Here is a 17,670-nt window from a genome sequence, read left to right on the forward strand (position 1 = left end):
GCGCGGTATTCGGTACCGGCTGGGGCCGCGCTGTATCCGGCGCCGGGTGACGCCATGCCGGGCACTCGCCTGCCGCGTGCCTCTCCTTGCTCCGTGATTCTCATCGTGATCCATCTGTAACACTTACGAAACACGTCGTACCGTATCGTTTCGGTATGACCGCGACCCCCGCTGAGCGCACTGGCCGTCCCACCGACGAGGACCTCACCAGGCGCATCCTCGAGAGCGCGGCCCGGCTCCTGGGCGAGCGAGGTTATGCCGCACTGAGCGTGGAGCAGGTCGCGAAGGCGGCGGGGTGCGGCAAGACTGCGATCTACCGCCGGTACGCCGACAAGGGCGCGCTGGTCGCGGCCGTCCTGCAGTCTCAGGTGCGCATCGGCGAGGTTCCCGACTCCGGCGATGTCCGCGCCGATCTCCTGGAGCACGCGCTGCAGAACCAGCGCAATCAGGAGCTGTCGCCCGAGCAGGGACACGGCCTGCGCGCCATGTTCGAGCCCGACGTCTTCCCGGCCCTCTGGGACGGGTTCTTCCAGCACCGCAGAGCGCAGGGGATCGAGATCATCGACCGCGCCATCGCCCGTGGCGAGCTCCCCGACGACGTCCACCATGACGTCCTCCTCGACACGATCGCCGGACTCACCCTGTACCGGCAGTCGGTCAAACGCATTCGCATCGCCGAGCACTCCTACGTCGACATCATCGACGCGCTCGTCTCACGCCCGCCGCGTCGCTCCGGCGACTCCGACGAACAGGTCCACCATGTCCATTGACGCCCCCGTCACCCAATCCCTGCCCAAGGTCAGCGCTCGCGCCGTCGTGGGCTTCCTCATCTTCTGCGAGCTCGCGAGCGGTTTCGTTCAGGGCTTCTACGCCCCGCTGCTCGGCGAGATCGCCGGCCACCTGAAGGTGTCCGACGCCGACATCACCTGGTTCCTCACCGTGCAGACGCTCGCCGCGGCGGTCTGCGTACCCCTGCTGTCCAAGCTCGGCGACATCTTCGGTCATCGCCGCATGCTGCGCATCGCCGTGATCTCCGTGTTGATCGGAACCCTCGTCACCGCTCTGCTGCCGAACTACCCGCTGGTGCTCGCCGCCCGCATCCTGGTGGGGCCGCTCGCCGTCTGGCTGCCTCTGGAGATCGCCCTGGTGCACAACCGCATCAAGGGCGAGACCGCCCGCACGTCGATCGGTCTGCTGGTCTCCTGCCTCACCGGCGGCGCGATCCTCGGCACCATCTCCGCCGGGGTGTTCTCGGCGCTGCTGCCGAGCCTCACCCTCACGCTCCTCATTCCCGTGCTCTTCGTCGCGGTGAGCGTGTACGCGGTCTTCTTCAAGGTGCCGGAGTCCACCTCTCGCACCGGCGCCAAGGTGGACGTGCTCGGCTTCATCGGCATCGGACTGGCCATGATCGTCCTGCTGTTCGGCCTCCGGCTCGCCTCCAGCGAGGGCTTCGGATCAGCCGCCACGATCGGCACCCTCGCGGCCGCGGTCGTGATCTTCGCGCTCTGGGTGCTGTGGGAGCTGCGATCGTCATCGCCCGCGATCGATGTGCGCCTGATCGTCTCGCGCCGGATGGGGCCGGTGTATCTCACCGCCTTCCTCTTCGGCATGGTGATGTTCGGCGCGCAGTCGCCGTCCACCACCTTCCTCACCGCAGATCCCGCCCAGACCGGATACGGCTTCGCCGCCAGTGCGGGCACGGCCTCCGCCGTCACGGCCGTCGTCACCATCCTCGCGACGATCGGCGCCGCCACCTTCGCACCCATCGCACGCCGGGTCGGCATCCGGACCGTGCTCGTGACCGGCGCAATCCTGGCCGCAAGCGGCTCGCTCGTACAGATCGCGTTCCACGACCAGCTGTGGCAGATCTTCCTGGTCTCGGCCATCAACGGCACCGGCATGGGCCTGCTGCTCGGTGCGCTGCCCGCGCTCGTCGCGGAGGTGGCTCCGAGCGACCAGACCGGCATCGCGACCGGTGTGTACAACTCCCTCCGCACCCTCGGCGGCTCCGCTGCCGGCGCCGTGTTCGCCGTGATCCTCGCCGGCTTCACCGCCTCCGGTTCGCTGTCCTCCTCGATCGGCGGCTACGTCACGATCTGGGCCGTCTGCGCCGGAGCCTTCCTCATCGCCGCCGTGGCACTGGCGTTCATGCGCATGCCGAGCCCGGCCGACACCACCACCACGAAAGGCTGAACCATGACAGCACCCGACTTCACCGCGGACGCGGCCGGCATCCTTCCCGAGCTCGTCGCCCTGCGCCGCGCCCTGCATGCCGACCCGGAACTCGGACTCGACCTCCCCCGGACCCAGCAGAAGGTGCTCGACGCCCTTGCCGGCTTGCCGCTGGAGATCAGCACCGGAACGGCCACCACATCCGTCGTCGCGGTGCTGCGCGGTGCACACCCCGGGCCCGCCGTCCTGCTCCGTGGCGACATGGACGCGCTGCCGATCGATGAGGCGACCGGTCTCGACTTCGCTTCGGCCAACGGCAACATGCACGCCTGCGGTCACGATCTGCACACCGCCGGCCTGGTGGGTGCTGCGAAGCTCCTCTCCGCTCGCCAGGACGAGCTCCACGGATCGGTGATCTTCATGTTCCAGCCGGGCGAGGAAGGACACGGTGGAGCGAAGGTCATGCTTGACGAGGGTCTTCTCGACGCTGCAGGCGAGCGTCCCGTCGCCGCCTACGCGATCCATGTCGCACCCGGCCCCCGGGGCGTCTTCGCCACGCGAGCCGGCGCCGTGGCCGCCGGCTCCAACCAGCTCCACGTGACCGTGAAGGGTCGCGGCGGACACGGGTCGCAGCCGCAGCAGACCCTGGATCCGGTGCCCGCGGCCGCGGAGATCGTGCTCGCGCTGCAGAGCTTCGTGACCCGCCGGTTCGACGCGTTCGACCCGATCGTGCTCTCGGTCACGCGGCTGTCCACGGGCGACGGTGCCGTGAACGTGATCCCGGAGCAGGTGGAGCTGGCCGCGACCGTCCGCAACATGTCGCCGGCGTCGCTGAAGACACTGCAGGAGGGGCTGCCGCGCGTGATCGAGGGTGTGGTGAGCGCGCACGGCCTCACCGCCGACATCAGCTTCGAGACGATGTATCCCGTCACGGTCAACGACCCGGCGGAGACGGCGGAGACCGTGGACGTGCTGCGCGACACCTTCGGTGAGCAGCGCGTGACGATCATGCCGACGCCCATGATGGGCTCGGAGGACTTCGCTTTCGTGCTCAACGAGGTGCCCGGAACCTTCATCGCTCTGATGACCTCGCCGCCGGAGACCGACCTGGCGACGGTCGAGTGGAACCACTCGCCGCGCGTCATCTTCGACGACGGGGTTCTCGGAGACCAGGCCGCCGCGCTCGCCGCAGTGGCGTTCGCCCGCACCGCCCGCTGATCACGTCGGGGACGTGGGCTCGGTCACCGCGCCACGTCCCCGACGTTTCCGTGAGGTTTCGCGGTGAGAGATCGAAAACGCACCTCTGAGGTCGCTCGGAGGTGCGTTTTCGATCTCTCACGCTCGTCGGGGACCTGTGTTGGCTCCGAAGTGATCAATAGTGAACACAAACTTTCGCTAATGTTCCTCTCCGTTTAAGACTGTGTCTAAGTGAACAAGAATGTTCACGTCTCGAGTGCAGTCCCGGAGGAACAGGAATGCAGAGGGCACGTCAAGGACGACGGACGATGATCGGTGCGGTCGTCGCGGTGCTGCTGATCGGAGGAGTCTCCGCCGGGGCATGGGCGATCACGCGCGAGGCGGACGGCGCCGCCGCGGTCTGCGGCGACGTGACTGTGCCTGCCTCCACCGCCGTCACCTACGGGCTCGGCTTGCAGAGTGCCGTGGGCACAGACTTCGCGGCCCAGCATGACATCGCCTCCTACGGCTCGGACTTCTGGGGTCAGGAGTACGGCGGCACTCGACCCGTCGACGCTCTCGCGTCCGCCGTGAAGTCCGCTCTCACCGCGGACTGTGCGCTGATTCTCCTTGCTGACGACTGGGGGGTCGACAGCTCGGCGTTTCGGGCGGCCACCGAGGAGCCGGGCGGCGTCGACGCGTACGAGCGCCTCCGCTCCCGCGCCGAAGAGCTGAAGGACGCGGTGCGCGCTGCGCTGCTGGAGCAGTCCCCGCCCGACGATGCGGACCTGCGTTCCGCGTTCGAACGACTGGGCGACGTCTCCAAGGAGTCCGATCTCGCCGTCACCGTCTGGCGCGTCCACGGCGCTGAGGAGGTGCTCGCCGCGAGTATGGCGCCCGCTTCGCCGACCTCCGCCGGGGTGACTGGCAGTTCCGCGACGGTCGACACCACGAACGCCGCCGCCCTTCGTGACCGCCTCATCGCCGCGGGCGCGAGCGTCGAGGAGCTGCGCATCGACTCTCAGGAGATCTCGAAAGAGGATCTCTACTCCTCGCAGATCCTCGATGCGATGCAGCACGCCGAGCCGGGGGCGGTCATCGACGGATTCACGGAGGGGGAGCGGCTCATCCTCGTCGACAAGCTCGGGGGCGGACTGCTCACGTTCGAACAGGCGCCCCAGCTCGCCCGCAACGCCTACGTGAACGAACTGCTTGAGGAGCAGCTGGAGCAGGGAATCGATGCAGATCCCCTCCGCATGACCGCCGACCTCGCGACGCTACTGCTGGACGCGACCCCCTGACCGGTCGCCGATCCGCTGCGCAGCACACCGCGCGCGGATCCCGACTCGAACATCCCCACACAGAAAGGACTGCGTTGGAATGAGATTCTCCCGCGTGGCTCTCGCCGCGGCCCTGTCCGCGGCGCTCTTCCTCCCAGGCGTCGCCGCTCCGCCGGCCGCGTCCGCCGCCGAACCGGAACCGGCGGCGTACACCTCGATCGGCCCGTCGACAACCGGGACCACCTACTACGTCGACGGTGCGTCCGGTGACGACAGTGCCGCCGGCACCAGTCCCGCCACCGCGTGGAAGAGCCTGACAAAGGTGTCCGCCACCACCTTCGAGCCGGGTGATCACATCCTCCTCGAATCCGACAGCACCTGGAACGGCCAGATGCTGCACCCGAAGGGCAGTGGCACAGCCGAGGCCCCGATCGCGGTCGACCTCTACACCGACGAGGGCGGCACGGCGTCGTTCACGGCACAGCGGCGCCCGGTCATCAACGGTGGCGGCACGTACGGGACCGGGACTTTCAAGCGCTACATCACCGGTGCCGTGCAGCTGGTCAACCAGGAGAACTGGCAGATCCAGAACCTGGAGGTGACGAACAGCCCCGAGGCCTCCAACCCGGAGGGGTACAAGAAGCCGGGCGACGCGCAGCGCGCGGGCATCCTCGTGATGGGTTACGAACAGGATCGCACCTTCACCTCCATCCGCATCGCGAACAACTACGTCCACGACGTGCAGTCGGAGTACTTCCAGCAGCCGGGCCTGCCGCCCGCCTCGCAGGGGCCGGCCCTCAAGGCCACCGGAGGCATCATCATCCTCGGCCATTGGGTGGATCCCGACGGCACGGTGCTCCTGCCTGCGGGCGAGTGGCGCTCGTCCACCGGCTTCCACGATGTGACCGTGGAGAACAACGTGGTCAAGCGCGTGGGCCTGGAGGGTATCCGCACCAAGGCTGACGCGAACACGGCGGTGAGCAACTCGTTCAAGAAGACGATGTCCGACATCCGCATCAAGAACAACTACCTGGAGGACGTCTCCGGCGACGCGATCGTGCTGAGCGAGGTGGCCTCCGGCGGTCTCGTGGAGGGCAACATCGCCGTCCGGCCCGCCAACGCCGACTATGGCGCACGCAACTTCGCCGGCGTCTGGTCGATGTCCAACAACGACGCCCTGTTCCAGTACAACGAGGTCTACGGAACCACGTTCGGCTACAACGACGCAGAGGCGTACGACATCGACCTCGGCTGCGTGAACGTGGTCTATCAGTACAACTACAGCCACCACAACGCGGGCGGCTTCATGCTGCTCATGTCGGACCAGAAGGACTCCATCGTCCGCTACAACATCTCCGCGAACGATGGTGGCGGCAACCGCGGGACGAACGCGGACAAGGGTGGTGGCGGCGGCTACACCTACAAGGAGCAGAGCATCTTCCACTACTGGGTGAAGAACGAGGGCTCCGCGATGCCCCAGATCTACAACAACACCCTGTACGTAGGCGACGGCATCTCCACGGCCCTGTTCGGCGAGGGGAACTCGGGCGACAACTCCGGGACCAACGCCTATTTCTGGAACAACATCCTGCTGAAGGAGGGTGCCGGGTCGCTCAAGTTCCTCACGGCGCATCCGTCGGACGGCAAGGACGCGATCGAGCGCGCACTCGGTTCACCCGACAAGCTCATGAAGAACAACATCTTCTGGCCGCAGAGCCTGGCCAGCGCCGCGAGCGGTGTCGACGTCGCCAAGATGGAGGCCGCGGGCAACATCTTCGCCCGCCCGCAGCTCGCCATCGAGGGCGACCCGCAGCTCGTCGCCCGCCTGGCGTCCCAGGCGACCACGACGTTCGACGACGCCACCGATCGCATCGCCGACTTCACCTCGCGCGAGCGGCTCCGCGAGCGGGCATCGCTCTTCCAGATCGCGTCGACCAGCCCCGCCGTCACGGCGGGAACCGCGATCACGGGCGGTCCGTCCGAGGACTTCTTCGGTGCGAACACCGCCGGCGTCGGTCTCGACATCGGCGCACACCAGGTGTCGCAGGTGAAGACGGTCGCGACGCTCGTGCTTCCTGAGGTCTCCGTGCGCACCGCCGCCGGCGTGTACCCGACCCTGCCCGACGTGCTCCAGGTGACGGTGCGCGAGACCGCCGGCGCCAACACCACCGAGCGCACCGAGAAGCGGCCCGTGACCTGGGATCTGATCCCGGGCGAGAGCTATCGTGCGGCCGGCACCATCACAGCGACCGGAACCGTGGGCGGCACGCCCAGCGCCGCGATCGAGGCGACCGTCACGGTCGTGGGCGAGCTCGGCGCTGGTACCGCACAGGGCGATTCCGTTGCCCTGGACGCGAGCTTCGTGCAGCGCGGATCGGGAACCACGGCGATGGGAACGCAGGCGGGTACGAGCACCGCTCCGGCGGCCGGCGACAAGTACAAGTTCCCGTTCGGCGTCTCGATGTCCAACAACCTGGTGCTGAAGCTGAAGAACGCGGCCTCGGCGGGATTCACCCGTCGGATCTACGTGCAGTTCGACCCGTCTTCCTACGAGGGCGATCTGGCCGCTGTGAAGTCCGCATCGATCCGCCTCTACGTCTCGCGGTACGACGCGTGGACCGGAGCGGGCGGCAGCGACGCGGAGCGCCTGCGCAACACCGCCTTCACCGCGGACGTGTACGCCACCGAGCCCACCTGGACCTCGTCGACGCTCACGTGGAACAACGCGCCCCTGGGTGCGGAGATCTCGCGCTACGCGCACGCCGACTACTCCGCGAACGAGGGAATCCCGTCCTACGACGAGCTCGTCCCGGTGTCGCACCAGGCGTTCACCAACGGCCAGATCATCGACAACGGCAACGCCATCGACCTGGACGTCGCGGACTACATCCGCTCCCTCCCGGCTGATTCCGGCCCGATCAGCTTCGCGATCGACATCCCGGCGAGCGCCATCCCCAACTACAACCGCGACAACGCCGGATTCGATGCGTTCTCGATCCTCGGCGCCAAGCAGGCGTTCGCCGATTACGGCGCGGGCAAGCTCACGCTGCCGGCGAACCTGCCGGCGGGGTTCACGATGTCCGAGACGGCGCTCGCACCTTCGCTGCATCTGTCCGAGGTGTTCGTGTCCTCGATCAGCCCGGTGGCGGTCGATGTGGCGCCCGGTGAGGTTCCGGTGCTTCCCGAGACGGTCACCGTGACCTACTCGAACGGCGAGACCGCCGAGGTCCCGGTGACGTGGCCGGAGATCACGGCGGATCAGGTGCAGAGCGAGGGGGAGCACACCTTCCTCGGTCGCGCCGCGGGGATCTCCGCCCCCGTGGTCGCCGTGGTGCGCGTGGTCGCACTCCACGTGGTGAGCCTCGTGGATCTCGCTCCGATGGACGTCCCCGTGGGGCTGTCCCGCAGCGAGCTCGGCATGCCCGGTGTCGTCACAGCCACACTCGACGACGGGTCGAGCGTGGACCTGGTGGTCACCGGCTGGGATGACGACCCCCGCAACTACGGTCCCACCAGCCCGCCCGACACGTACCGGTTCCCCGGCGGCATCCAGCTGCCGAGCGGTATCACGAACCCGAACGAACTGCGGCCCGAGCAGGTGGTGACCACGCATCCGCGTCCGGAATCGATCGCGCTGACGATGACGGAATCGGAGCTCGCCCCGGGAGCCACCGCGCCCATCACCGTGGACGTCACCGGTGCCGCGCCGTATCCGGTGACCGACGACTGGGGTCGTGACGTGGCGTGGAGCGTCGCCGAGGTCAGCACGGCAGTGGCCCGCTCCGCCCTCCGGGCAGCGGCTGAATCTGCGCTGACCATCGACGAGTCGGGCGTGCTGCACGTGGCTGCCGACGCCGCCGTGGGCGAGTACCGGATCACCGCCAGCAGCACGCGGGTGGAAGGGGTGGCCGACAGCATCACCGTCACGGTGGCGCTCGCGAGTACGCCGACGCCGAGCACCACCCCGACGGAGACGCCGACGCCGACGGAGACGCCGACCCCGACGGAGACGCCGGACCCGACGCAGACGCCGACCCCGACGGAGACGCCGACCCCGACGGAGACGCCGACCCCGACGGAGACGCCGGACCCGACGGAAACGCCGGACCCGACGGAAACGCCGGCACCGACGGAAACGCCGGACCCGACCGAAACGCCGGCACCCACGGAAACCCCCGCACCAACCGAAACCTCGGCACCCACGGAAACCCCGGAGCCGACGGGAACCGCGACGTCGACCCCCGGTGCGACCGTGACCGCGGGCCCGGGCGTCACCCCGGGCGGCAGCGTCCCGGCCGCGACGCCGCCCGCGGGAGGACTTCCCTCCACCGGCATCGACGGATCGCCCTGGACGGCAGCGGGAGTGATCTCCCTGCTGCTGGCCGCGGCCGGCGTCGTGTTGCTGGCCCGCCTTCGGGCACGGACCGTGCGCGACTGATCGCGCGCGCGGACTGATCGACGACACCGGCCGCAGCGTCCTCACGGATGCTGCGGCCGGTGTCGTGTCAGGAGGCGTCGGAGGAGGGTGCGGGCGCGATCGTCGACTCCGCCGCCTGCCGTGCCGCCTGCTGCTGCGCGGCGTCGACCTGGAAGCGCTCCGCGACGTCACGAGGCAGCTCGGACTGCTCACCGCAGTTGGCGCACTGCAGCACGTACTTCCCATGCCCGAACGGGAAGATCGGGATGAAGAAGAGGGTGAACCACGTGCGCCGGCGGTACAGGCGCTGCGCGGCTGTCGCGCGGCAGAAGCCGCACATGGTGAACAGTGCAGCGAGGAACTTCGCGGTGCCCCGCGTGCCGAAGATGATCATGATGCCCCCGGTGTCGTGAAAGAGCCAGACTACCGGCCGTCTTGTGAACCGGGTCGACGATCTCGGAGGGAGCCTTGCGCGATCGTCGCGTATTCTGTATACAGAATACGCGACGATGAAGCCGCTGGAAGCGGATGACGGCGTCGCGCTTCGTCGACAAAGGAGTCCCCCCATGAAGATGCGGTCCGCGATCGCTCTCGGAGCAGCGCTCACCCTGTCCCTGTCCGGATGTGCCATGGGCGGTGGTGGCGGCAGCGCCGGTGCCACCCTGAACGCCGACGCGGAGGTGTCCGGCGAAATCACCGTCTGGTCGTGGGACGTCGGCGCCACCGCGCTCACGCGGATCGCCGAGTCCTTCCAGGCGGAGCACCCGGGCACCACGGTGAAGGTGGTGGACGTGGGCTATGACAACGCCTACGACAAGATCTCCGTCGGGCTGCAGGCGGGCACCGGTCTTCCGGACGTGATCACCATCGAATCGGATGCCGCCCCGGGATACATCACCCAGTTCCCGAAGGGGCTCACCGACCTGACCCCCGTGCTGGGGGAGCAGAAGGCCGACTTCGACCCCTTCAAGTGGAGTGTCGGATCGAACGACGAGGGGTCGCTGCGCATCGCGCCGTGGGACTCCGGCACCGTCGCGCTGTTCTACCGCACTGACTACGCCGAGGCCGCCGGTGTCGACCTGTCCACGGCCGAGACCTGGGACGATCTGATCGCCCTGGGCAAGACCATCAAGGACAAGACCGGACACACGCTCCTGTCCACGGACCTGTCCACCGGCGGCGGATTCCAGATGTACCTGCAGCAGTTGGGCCAGGGGCTTTTCAATGCCGAGGGCGAGATCACGATCGACTCGCCGGAGGCCGTCCGCGTGCTCACGATGATGACGGAGATGAACGCCGCCGGTCTCATCAAGAACGTCCGCGGCTGGGATGGACGCGTGACCAGCGCCAAGGACGGCGATTCCGCGGTCACGCCCGAGGCGGTGTGGTGGATCGGCACGCTGCAGGGCGATGCCCCGGAGCTCGCCGGATCCTACGGAGTGCTGCCCCTCCCGGCGTTCGACGCGGGAGGCGTGCGCACCTCGAACAGCGGGGGATCGGGCCTCGCCATCCCGACGCAGGCAAAGAATCCCGACCTGGCCGCTGCCTTCGTGAAGTACGCACTCGCCGACACCGACAACCAGGTGTCGATGATGAAGGAGGAGGGACTGTTCCCCGCCTACCTGCCCGCCCTGCAGTCCGACTACTTCCAGCAGCCGGTGGAGTACTTCGGCGGTGCGCCCGTGTACGAGACCTTCGCCGAGCTGACGGCCCAGATCCCGCCGATCGTCTACACCTCCGACAGCGCGCAGGCAACGGACATCGTCGCCAACGCCGTGACGGCCGCCGTGCTGAACGGAGCGGACCCGAAGAGCGTGCTCGCCGATGCGGCACAGCAGCTGGCCACGGCCACCGGACGCGAGATCGCGCAGCCGTGATGGCGAGCATCCCGGCCCCCGTTTCGCGCCGGGGGCGCGGAGCGGGGCGCCGCTGGCGCCCCCAGCGCGCGGGTGTCTGGTTCGTCCTGCCGGCGGCCGCTCTGCTCGGCATCTTCTTCGCCTATCCGCTGATCGCGTCACTCTGGCAGAGCTTCTTCCAGACGGCCGGAGGAGAGTCCACCTTCGTCGGCGTCGAGCAGTACGTGCGCCTCTTCCGCGATCCGCTCGTGGGTAAGAGCCTGCTGAACGCCGGCATCATCCTGGTGCTCCAGGTGCCCGTCATGATCGCGCTCGCGGTCGGTCTGGCGTACCTGCTCAACCAGTCGTGGCTGCGGTTCCGCTCCGGCTTCCGCCTCCTCACCTTCCTGCCGGCCGTCACCACACTCGTCGCCTACTCGGTGGTGTTCCGGGTGCTGCTGACGACCGACGGCGGCGCCGTCAACCAGATCATCGGAGTGTTCGGCATCGCTCCGGTGGACTGGCTGAACAACGAGTGGTGGGCCAAGGTCGCCGTGATCGCGGCGATCACCTGGCGGTGGACCGGCTACAACATGGTCATCATCCTCGCGGGACTGCAGGCGGTCCCCGCCGAGCTGTACGAGGCGGCCCGGATCGACGGCGCGGGCAAGTGGCAGACGTTCTGGCACGTGGTGCTGCCGCAGCTGCGGCCGGTTCTCATCTTCACCTCGGTGACCTCGACGATCGGCGCGCTGCAGCTGTTCGACGAGAACTACATCCTCACCCAGGGAGGTCCGAACGATGCCACCCTCACGCCGGTGCTCTACCTCTACAAGGTGGGTTTCCGTCAGTTCGACTTCGGCTACGCGTCCGCGATCGCCTGGATGCTCGTGGTCCTCACCGCGATCATCGCCGTCATCCAGTTCCGCATCATGAGGGAGAAGCCGTGACCCAGCTCGTCACACAGCGCATCGTCACCGGCGGGCGCACACCGCGCACGCGGCCGGCGGGAAGCGGCTCCCGGCTGGCCCGCGCGCTCGCGCATGTGCCCGGATATGTGCTGCTGATCATCGCCTCGGTGATCTCGATCATCCCGTTCCTCTGGATGATCATCGCCTCCACCCATCCCACCTCGGCCCTTTTCGGGACACCGCTGCCCGTACTGCCCGGCGGGGATCTCTGGGAGAACCTGGCGCGCCTGGAGAGCGAGGTGCACTTCAGTCGCGTGATGGTCAACAGCCTGGGCATCGCCATCGTCTACACGGTGTTCAGCTCTCTGATCTCCATCATGTGCGGCTACGGGCTGGCGACCTATCGGTTCCGGGGGCGCGGCGTGCTGCTCGGCGTCATCCTCGTGACGATGATGATCCCGATGCAGGTGCTGCTCGTTCCGCTGTTCCAGATCATGGCGTCGGCAGGACTGATCGATACCTATCAGGCGGTGATCCTGCCGTTCCTAGCCAACGCGTTCGGCATCTTCCTGATGCGGCAGGGGTTCCTCGACTTCCCGGCCTCGCTCATCGAGGCCGCTCGTATCGACGGCGCCGGCGAGCTAAAGACGTTCTACCGGATCGTGCTGCCGATCGCGAAGCCCCAGATCGCCGCGCTGGTGATCTACACCTTCATCAGCCAGTGGAACTCGTTCATCTGGCCGCTGCTCATGCTGAACACGGAGGACAACTACACCGTGCCGGTGGCGCTGAACACGATGATCGGCATGTCGCGGGTGGACTACTCCGGACTGATGCTCGGCTCACTGCTGGCCACGATCCCGCTGATGCTGCTGTTCCTCATCTTCCAGAAGCAGTTCGTCGCGGGACTGCTGGGCGGGGCGGTCAAGGGCTGATCGCCATTGACATCGGCGCATTCTGTATACAAAATACGATATGGACGTTCATCCGACGCGTCGCCTTTCGCAACGAAGAGAAAGAGGTAGGGCCATGGCCCGATTCACCACGACAACGCGCCGCATCGGCGCCATCGCCGCCGTCGCCGCGGTCGTGTTCGGCGTCACCGCATGCTCGGGCGGCAACGCCGGCGGAGCGTCCGACGGCAAGACGGTGGTCTGGTCCACGTGGGGCACCCCGGAGGAGCTCACGCGCTACGAGGAATTCAACAAGGAGTTCATGGAGCGCCACCCCGACATCACGGTGAAGCTGCAGCCGGTGGCTGGATACGGCGACTACCACTCCAAGCTGCTGGCACAGCTCACCAGCCGCACAGCTCCGGACGTCTTCTACATCGGGGACGACAAGATCGGCCAGTTCGTGAGTTCCGACGTGCTCATGCCGCTCACGGACCTCATGAACAGCGCGGACAGCAAGACCAAGCCCGACGACTTCTTCCCCGGACTGTTCGGCGCCGCAGAGCGCGACGGTGAGTACTACGCCGCGCCCAACGACTCCAACCCGGACGTGCTCTGGTACGACAAGGAAGCCCTCCGCGCCGCCGGTATCACCGAGGACCCGGCTGAACTCGCCGCAGCCGACAAGTGGACCACGGAGACCTTCCTCGCCATGAACGACAAGCTCAAGGCGGCAGGGCTCACGGGGTCGATGTTCTGGAACTACTGGGCGACCCACTACAGCTGGATCTCCGCGCAGGGCGGCACGGCGTTCGACGATTCCGGTGCGTTCGTGGCGAACAGCGACAAGAAGACGGTCGACGCGGTCCAGACGCTCGGCGACTACTTCCAGGACGGCCGCTTCGTCGTGGCCGACACCCTTCCGGAGGGTGCGGGTGCGGACAGCGTGTTCGTCAGCCACAAGTCCGGCTTCTTCGTGCAGGGGCGGTACACGATCGGAACCGTGAAGTCCGCCGGTGATACCGAGGCGTACGACATCGTTCGCTGGCCGACTCCGGACGGCAAGGCCGCGCCCACCGGCGTCGCGGTGAGCTACCTGGCCATCAATAAGGCCACCAAGAACAAGGACGCCGCCTTCACCTTCTGGACGGAGTTCCTCTCCGCCGAGGGTCAGGTCTTCCGCCTGCAGGGCGGCGGCAACGCGGTTCCTTCGATCAAGGGCGCCGACGAGGTGGTGCTCGAAGGTGACTACCCCGCGCACGCCCAGACCTTCCTCGACATGCGCGACATCGGCTTCGAGGACTATCCGACCGAGGCGACGGTGCCGGGTCTGTCCACCGAGGTCTCGGACATCTTCCTGAAGCTTTACCAGGGCAAGCAGTCTGCGCAGGAGACGCTCGACGAGGTCGCCGCCAAGGTGGAAGCCGCGAAGTGATGAGCAGCATCGGGCAGGTCGCACCGGGAGCCGTCGCTTCCGGTGCGACCCCCGCCCCGCGGCGCGAGCCGCGGTGGCGGCGTCGTGATCGGCGATGGGGATACGTCTTCATCGCGCCGCAGGTGGCGGGCATGGCGCTGTTCATCCTGCTGCCGTTCCTGGCGAGCCTGGTGCTCGCCTTCGCGAAGTGGGACGGCCTCACCGCGCTCGAGTGGGTGGGACTGGACAACTTCACCACCCAGCTCGCCGACCCGCTCCTCGGCAAGGCAATCGTCAACACGCTGCTGATCGCGATCATCACGGTCCCGATCGGCCTGCTGCTGGCGGTGATCGTCGCGGTGGCGCTGGAGAAGCTGCGCACGCGCACCCTCTACCTGGTGATGTTCTTCGCGCCGGTGGTCACCTCGACGGTGGCGGTCGCGATGATCTGGCAGCAGATCTTCCGCGCCGACGGGATGCTCTCCAGCGCGATCGGCGCCGTCTTCGGCATCACCCCGCCGGACTGGCTGGGCGACCCCCGCCTGGCGCTCATCGCGGTGTGCATCGTGACCATCTGGTCGTCGCTCGGTCTCAACGTGATCATCTTCCTGGCGGGCCTCCAGAACATCTCGCCTTCGGTGATCGAAGCCGCCAAGCTCGACGGTGCCGGACCCGTGCGACTGTTCCTCAACATCCGCCTGCCGCTGCTGTCGCCGATCGTCTTCTTCTCCTCGATCATCGCGTTCATCTCGTCGCTGCAGACCTTCGACACCGTCTTCATCCTGACCTCCGATGCGGGGCCGGACAACGCGACGCGGACGATCGTGTACCACATCTACGACCTCGGCTTCGGGAAGTTCCAGTTCGGGCTGTCCAGCGCGGCATCGGTGATCCTGCTGATTCTGACGCTGATCATCACGGCGCTGCAGTTCGCCGCCCAGAAGAAGTTCGTGCACTACGAGGACGAGGCATCATGACCGAGACCGCGCCCACCCTCGCGCGCCCCACCCGCCCCGAGGACGCCACGATGACCATCACGGCGCCCGGTTTCGCGCGCCGCGCCCGCAAGGGAAGCGGCACCCGCCGACGCGCCTCCACGATCATCCTGCACACGCTGCTCGCCCTCGGCGGCATCGCGATGGTGGCGCCGTTCCTGTGGATGCTGCTGACCTCGTTCAAGACGCTGCCGCAACTGCTGCGGCGTCCGCTTGAGCTCCTTCCGGACCCGTGGACGTTCAGCAACTACGCCGAGTCGTGGAACGCCATGCCGTTCGCACAGGCGTACCTCAACAGCATCTACATCTGCGTGCTGTCGGTGATCGGGACGCTGCTCACCGCCTCGATGGCCGGCTACGCGTTCGCACGCATCCGGTTCCGGGGCTCGAAGGTGATCTTCGTGCTGTTCCTGGCCACGCAGATGATCCCCAAGCAGGTCACGCTCATTCCGTTCTACCTGCTGATGGCTCAGCTGGGGTGGGTGGACTCCCATCTGGCGCTGCTGGTGCCGGCGATGCTCGTCAACCCGTTCGCGGTGTTCCTGATGCGTCAGTTCGTGCTCGCGCTGCCGAAGGAGCTGGAAGAGGCGGCGGTGGTCGACGGCGCCGGTCGGTGGCGGACCTTCTGGAGCGTGATCCTGCCCAACCTCAAGCCGGGCCTCGGTGCACTCAGCATCATCGTGGCGCTGGACGTCTGGAACAGCTTCCTGTTCCCGCTCGTGCTGCTGAACACCCCGGACCTGTTCACGGTGCCGCTGCTGCTCTCCAGCTTCCGCGGTCAGTTCGGGTCGGTGAACTACGGACTCGTGATGGCGGCGTCGGCGATCGCCACGGTGCCCATGCTGATCGCGTTCGTCATCGGTCAGCGCCGGATCCTCAACAGCATGGCCGCGTCCGGGCTGGGTGGGCGATGAGCGCCGCCGATCTCGCGGCGCGTCTGCTGGATCTGGATCGCGCACCGTTCACGCTGCCCTCGTCGCGGATCATGGTGTTCCGTCGTGGCGAGGACGCCGTGAGTGTGCACACCTCGGAGTACGAGCGCAGTCGCGACGAGTGCCGTGTCCTCCAGAGCCTCTTGGTGCACGACGGGGCAGGCGCCGCGCTGCCGATCACCGCGGTTCGCGTGGATCGCATCGAGTTCGGCGGCGGGGCGGCCACACTGACGTTCGACGGCGCCGGTGCCCTGTCGCTGCGCGGCGGCGCCGGCATCGTGGCGGTGACCGAGGCGGGGGAGAGGGTCGAACACGACGGCTCCGCCGGTCTGCGCATCGCGATCGGCACGGATCGCTCGCTGCGGCTGTCCGCCGCCGATGCTCACGATGCGGCGCTCGCCGCCACGCAGGCGGCGTGGGACGGCTGGTTCGCAAAGCTTCCGGTCGTGCGCGACGACCTGCAGGAGATGGCCGCGTTCTGCTGGTGGGTGCTGGGAGCGAACATCGTGGAGATCCCGAGCATGCCGGGCTCGCGTGCCGTCGTGCCGTCGAAGATCGGCTACGTCGGCGCCTGGCAGTGGGACGCCTACTTCATCGCGCGCGGGCTGCGACACGGCGACCCGGCCCTCGCGCGCGAGCAGCTGGACATCGTGTTCGCCTTTCCGGCGCCCACCGGCCAGCTGCCGGACGTTGTCCACGAGCACGGCGTGCTGGCCTCCAGCGACGACCTGCCCGAAGGCGATCGTGAGAACCTGCGTCGTGCGGGCTCCGCGATCGCCGATCCCACCGCACCGGTGCCGCTCACCAAGCCGCCGCTGGCGGCATGGGCGGTGCGCGCGGTGCTGGAGGCCGAGGACGATCCGCAGTGGGCGCGACGTGTCCTTCCCGTGGTGGCGGCCAGTCAGGAGTGGTGGCTGCGCGACAGCGACCTGGACCACGACGGGCTCCCGGAGTACGGCCACCCGTACTCCTCCGGCCTGGACGACAGCCCGGTGTTCGACGGGCCCATCCCCACCACGGCCCCGGACCTCGCGGCGTACCTGGTCCAGCAGGATCGGGAGCTCGCAGACCTCTGGGATCGATACGCGCCGGAAGCCGCGGACACCGAGGAACTGCGCCGGCGCGCCGATCGCACGGCGGAACGCCTGCTGCGGCTGTGGGACCCCCAGCTGCGCCGGTTCGTGGCCTGGGGCGCGGGTGAGCCGATCGTCAGTGACACCGTGGTGGGGCTGATCCCGCTGTTCACCGGAACGCTGCCGGAGGCGGTGGTGTCCGAACTGGTGGCCGCGATCGAGGACCCCGCGCGGTATGCCGCGCCGTGGGTCATCCCGACCGTGGCGCTGTCGGATCCGGACTATTCGCCCACGCGCATGTGGCGAGGGCCGGTGTGGGTGAACACCACGCTGCTGGTCGCGGAGGGCCTGGAACGATCCGGTCGTGCCGAGCTCGCGCGGGAGATCCGTGAGCGTATCGCCGCACTCGTCATCCACGCCGGCGGCCCGCACGAGTACTTCAATCCCGAGACGGGGGAGAAGGCTCCACGAGCGACCACGGCTTTCGCCTGGTCCGCCGCGCTGTTCATCGACAATGCGGTGGCCCTCACCGGTCGCTGAGCTCTCTCCCGCCGGCTCCGTTTCGGAGCCGG

At 67.9% G+C, this 17,670-nt stretch carries 13 protein-coding genes; 12 read left to right on the forward strand and 1 reads right to left on the reverse strand.

The features are described from left to right. Positions 1-155: 155 nt before the first annotated feature. From LQ566_RS10770 to LQ566_RS10790, 5 genes are all read left to right on the forward strand, one after another. Positions 156-770 carry a TetR/AcrR family transcriptional regulator gene (locus LQ566_RS10770; RefSeq protein ID WP_231091702.1) on the forward strand — a complete coding sequence of 205 codons (615 nt, stop codon included), beginning with the start codon at positions 156-158 and terminating at the stop codon, positions 768-770. Beyond that, a complete protein-coding gene (locus LQ566_RS10775; protein ID WP_231091703.1) occupies positions 760-2,193 on the forward strand; it encodes an MFS transporter in 1,434 nt (477 codons plus the stop codon). The genes LQ566_RS10770 and LQ566_RS10775 overlap by 11 nt, the downstream gene beginning before the upstream one ends. Before the next feature lie 3 nt (positions 2,194-2,196). Next, the gene (locus LQ566_RS10780; RefSeq protein WP_231091704.1) at positions 2,197-3,390 is read left to right on the forward strand and encodes a M20 metallopeptidase family protein; all 1,194 of its coding nucleotides are present in this window, start codon (positions 2,197-2,199) and stop codon (positions 3,388-3,390) included. Positions 3,391-3,647: 257 nt separating this feature from the next. Next, the gene (locus LQ566_RS10785; RefSeq protein ID WP_231091705.1) at positions 3,648-4,649 is read left to right on the forward strand and encodes a hypothetical protein; all 1,002 of its coding nucleotides are present in this window, start codon (positions 3,648-3,650) and stop codon (positions 4,647-4,649) included. A gap of 79 nt (positions 4,650-4,728) precedes the next feature. Next, positions 4,729-9,066 carry an Ig-like domain-containing protein gene (locus LQ566_RS10790; RefSeq protein ID WP_231091706.1) on the forward strand — a complete coding sequence of 1,446 codons (4,338 nt, stop codon included), beginning with the start codon at positions 4,729-4,731 and terminating at the stop codon, positions 9,064-9,066. Between the two features lie 67 nt (positions 9,067-9,133). Here the strand turns inward: LQ566_RS10790 and LQ566_RS10795 are convergent, their stop codons facing one another. Then, positions 9,134-9,439 (reverse strand): zinc-ribbon domain-containing protein, encoded by a 306-nt coding sequence (locus LQ566_RS10795; RefSeq protein ID WP_231091707.1) that lies wholly within the window; start codon positions 9,437-9,439, stop codon positions 9,134-9,136. Between the two features lie 172 nt (positions 9,440-9,611). Here LQ566_RS10795 and LQ566_RS10800 point away from each other — a divergent pair, with 172 nt between their 5' ends. From LQ566_RS10800 to LQ566_RS10830, 7 genes are all read left to right on the forward strand, one after another. Further along, positions 9,612-10,922, forward strand: coding sequence for an ABC transporter substrate-binding protein (locus LQ566_RS10800; RefSeq protein ID WP_231091708.1), 1,311 nt, complete (start codon positions 9,612-9,614; stop codon positions 10,920-10,922). Continuing rightward, on the forward strand, positions 10,922-11,830 hold the full coding sequence (locus LQ566_RS10805) for a carbohydrate ABC transporter permease (RefSeq protein ID WP_231091709.1): 909 nt from the start codon (positions 10,922-10,924) through the stop codon (positions 11,828-11,830). The genes LQ566_RS10800 and LQ566_RS10805 overlap by 1 nt, the downstream gene beginning before the upstream one ends. Next, positions 11,827-12,726 carry a carbohydrate ABC transporter permease gene (locus LQ566_RS17670; RefSeq protein ID WP_231091710.1) on the forward strand — a complete coding sequence of 300 codons (900 nt, stop codon included), beginning with the start codon at positions 11,827-11,829 and terminating at the stop codon, positions 12,724-12,726. Before LQ566_RS10805 ends, LQ566_RS17670 begins: the two co-directional genes overlap by 4 nt. A gap of 94 nt (positions 12,727-12,820) precedes the next feature. Next, positions 12,821-14,119, forward strand: a complete 1,299-nt coding sequence (locus LQ566_RS10815; protein ID WP_231091711.1) for an ABC transporter substrate-binding protein — start codon at positions 12,821-12,823, stop codon at positions 14,117-14,119. Then, positions 14,119-15,075, forward strand: a complete 957-nt coding sequence (locus LQ566_RS10820) for a carbohydrate ABC transporter permease (protein ID WP_231091712.1) — start codon at positions 14,119-14,121, stop codon at positions 15,073-15,075. Before LQ566_RS10815 ends, LQ566_RS10820 begins: the two co-directional genes overlap by 1 nt. Next, a complete protein-coding gene (locus LQ566_RS10825) occupies positions 15,072-16,007 on the forward strand; it encodes a carbohydrate ABC transporter permease (protein ID WP_231091713.1) in 936 nt (311 codons plus the stop codon). The genes LQ566_RS10820 and LQ566_RS10825 overlap by 4 nt, the downstream gene beginning before the upstream one ends. Further along, positions 16,004-17,638 carry an amylo-alpha-1,6-glucosidase gene (locus tag LQ566_RS10830; protein WP_231091714.1) on the forward strand — a complete coding sequence of 545 codons (1,635 nt, stop codon included), beginning with the start codon at positions 16,004-16,006 and terminating at the stop codon, positions 17,636-17,638. The genes LQ566_RS10825 and LQ566_RS10830 overlap by 4 nt, the downstream gene beginning before the upstream one ends. Positions 17,639-17,670 lie beyond the last annotated feature (32 nt).

The organism is Microbacterium nymphoidis (assembly GCF_021044885.1).
Classification (GTDB): domain Bacteria; phylum Actinomycetota; class Actinomycetes; order Actinomycetales; family Microbacteriaceae; genus Microbacterium; species Microbacterium nymphoidis.